2 protein-coding genes and 1 pseudogene are annotated in these 2,426 nt (G+C 57.7%); 1 reads left to right on the forward strand and 2 read right to left on the reverse strand.

Annotation, left to right across the window (positions count from 1 at the left end; all coding sequences use genetic code 11):
* Positions 1-68: 68 nt before the first annotated feature.
* Together WCJ41_RS21505 and WCJ41_RS21510 are read right to left on the reverse strand one after the other, a co-directional pair.
* The gene (locus WCJ41_RS21505; RefSeq protein WP_336907886.1) at positions 69-611 is read right to left on the reverse strand and encodes a transposase; all 543 of its coding nucleotides are present in this window, start codon (positions 609-611) and stop codon (positions 69-71) included.
* 18 nt (positions 612-629) lie between these two features.
* Entirely contained in the window at positions 630-1,028 is a 399-nt protein-coding gene (locus WCJ41_RS21510) for a transposase (RefSeq protein ID WP_336907885.1), read from the reverse strand.
* A gap of 982 nt (positions 1,029-2,010) precedes the next feature.
* On the opposite strand from WCJ41_RS21510, the pseudogene WCJ41_RS21515 reads away from it, so the two are divergent.
* Positions 2,011-2,426, forward strand: a pseudogene (locus WCJ41_RS21515) (hypothetical protein); the annotation flags it as partial.

A 2,426-nucleotide genomic window follows, 5' to 3' on the forward strand; every position in this document is an offset into this window, starting at 1 on the left:
ACCGCCTTACGATACCGCACAGACATTTAGTGATTTGGTGCACCATGCGGAACTAGCAACTGTATCTGTTAGGTCGTTGGGACTGCCCATTTCTGACGGTTCTTGCATAGTGCATTCGCGATGGTGACCAGCTTTCTGGCGACGGCGGTGATGATGACCTTGTGCGGTTTCCCAGCCTTGCGGAGACGGTCTGCGAATGATCTCAGGCTTGGGTTGTGATGTGCCGCGACCAGCGCTGCCTGGAACATTACGTGCCTCAGGGCACGGCGCCCGCCTGCAATGGTCCGTTTTCCGCGAAGGGTTCCGCTGTCGTGCGCGACCGGGGCCAAACCGGTGAGTGCGGCAGCCTGTTCGCCGGTGATGGTGCCGATCTCGGGCATTTCCGCGATCAGCATCGTGCTCGCAACCGGGCCGATCCCAGGGATGGAACGGAGAACACCGGCGGTTTCCGACAAGCGTTCATCGCTCGCGATGGCCTGGCTGATGCGGTCTTCCAATTCCTTGATCAGACTGTCGATCCGTTGCTTCAACTCGGTGTCGACGTCCTCGAACATCGCGGCGGTGCCCAGTTTCTGATGCGCGCGGATTTGGGCCAGAAGCCGTTTGCGCATCTCGACCAACTGGGCTCGTTACGATGTCAAAGCTCTGAGAAGGCGCAGCTTCTCAGCGGGAAGACTGCGGCCTGCTTCGGGCCGGAATGCGAAGAAGCGGGCGATGAGTTCTGCATCGATCCGGTCTGTCTTGGCGCGCGTGCCACAGCTTTGAGCAAATGCCTTCACCTGAGCGGGTGGCACTTGGCGGGCTGTAACACCTTCTACCTCCAAAGCCGCCCAGAGCTGCCACTCCTGACCGCCCGTCGATTCAAAACAGACGATGGCGTCCCGATCCCGCGCGAGAGCCACAACGACAGCATGACCTGCTGGAGTGTTGGGCGCTCTGCCGCGATGCCCATCGGGGAGGCAATAAAGGTCCAGCCAGTCGCGGCTGACATCTATGCCGATAACGCGGCCATGTGATAGGTTGTCCATGCTCTCTTCCTTCTGGTGCGCGGTCCTGCAAGGCCGCAATCAACTGTTCGAGACGATGAAGAGAGGCGGTACCGACAGGCTAGAAAGCGTGATCATGCCACAAGGGTCAGACGTCGCGCACCACCCCGTCACCGACCCTGGCCGGGGCCGGTGACGGAGCAAGTTTAGCAGAGAGCAAATACAGAAGGGTCAGGACCTATTAAACCTATTGCGGATCAGTTGCCAGTTTGATTCAAGGCTTCCGAAAGAGGAGGCCCTGATGAGTGAACTGTTTCTGCTGAGCAAGGCCCAGATGGCAAGGATTTCGCCGCATTTTCCGCTGGCTCACGGCGTGCTGTTGATTTGTAATGAGAGTTGATACGGGAGGGGCACAAGTTTCCACCGAAAAGTGACCAATGTTCTGACCTTCCTCCCGGCATTTGGACCGGGGGATCATGGAGTGATAGACATGGCACTTTTGAGAGTTGTCCGACGTTGGCACTTCCCCAAGGGGATGCCGATCCGGGAGATCGAGCGGCGAACAGGACTGTCTCGCAATGCGATCCGAAAGTATCTTAGATCGGGTGCCGTGGAGCCGAAGTTCAAGGTTACCTCCGAGGATCGTTCGGATACCAGCGCGGGATTTGAACTGCATCAAATTACGACTCAAACAAAATCAATAGCTTGGCGGTAGAGAGTGTTGGTTCCCAGCACCTTTCCCTCCGCCATTTAGCCTTGGGGCAAATCTCTCTCCAAGAAATTCCAGTCGCGAAAATCCCCAGTATTTGCGGGCTTCGACGCGCGAAGCTCCTGACTGCTGGAATGGCAGGACGGCCGACTTTCGTCTCTCTCTGCCCCCTATTCTCCAAAGCTCCTGACCGCCCGCATTTAGTACGGAGCTTTTAAGCTACTGAAATACTGTGAAATTCTGTCGGCCATATTGCCGTACTTTGGAGGGGACACGCGGTCACCGGAAGGCTCTACAAGCGAACTGTGTGACTTGATGTCGGTTGTGCTCTTCTATTACCCTAAAGGGGCAACATCCATATCGTTCCGCAAGTCACCGCTGACAAACAACGCGGCCGCGGAGGCGGAGGAGGCAGAGCTTCCCGAGGTTCCGGTCGTGCCAACGTCCCGGCCAGGCGATCTCTGGATCCTTGGCAATCACCGACTGCTCTGTGGTGATGCGACCGTGTTCACGGATGTCGAGCGCCTGATGGACGGGCAGCTGGCCGACATGGCGGCCCTCGATCCACCGTACAACGTGGACTACGCCAATGCCGCCAAAAACAAGACCATCGCGAAGGACCGCCGCATCCTGAACGATGCCTTGGGAGAGGGCTTCTATCAATTCCTCTACGACACCTGCGTGAACCTGCTGATGGTCACCAAGGGCGCCTGCTACGTCTGCATGAGCTC

This window comes from Aestuariivirga sp., from assembly GCF_037139295.1.
GTDB lineage: Bacteria > Pseudomonadota > Alphaproteobacteria > Rhizobiales > Aestuariivirgaceae > Aestuariivirga.

What these genes read in the sequence shown, in the direction of transcription:
- WCJ41_RS21505 (WP_336907886.1), bottom strand. Translation starts at nt 611, where the DNA reads ATGCGCAAACGGCTTCTGGCCCAAATCCGCGCGCATCAGAAACTGGGC.
- WCJ41_RS21510 (WP_336907885.1), bottom strand. Translation starts at nt 1,028, where the DNA reads ATGGACAACCTATCACATGGCCGCGTTATCGGCATAGATGTCAGCCGC.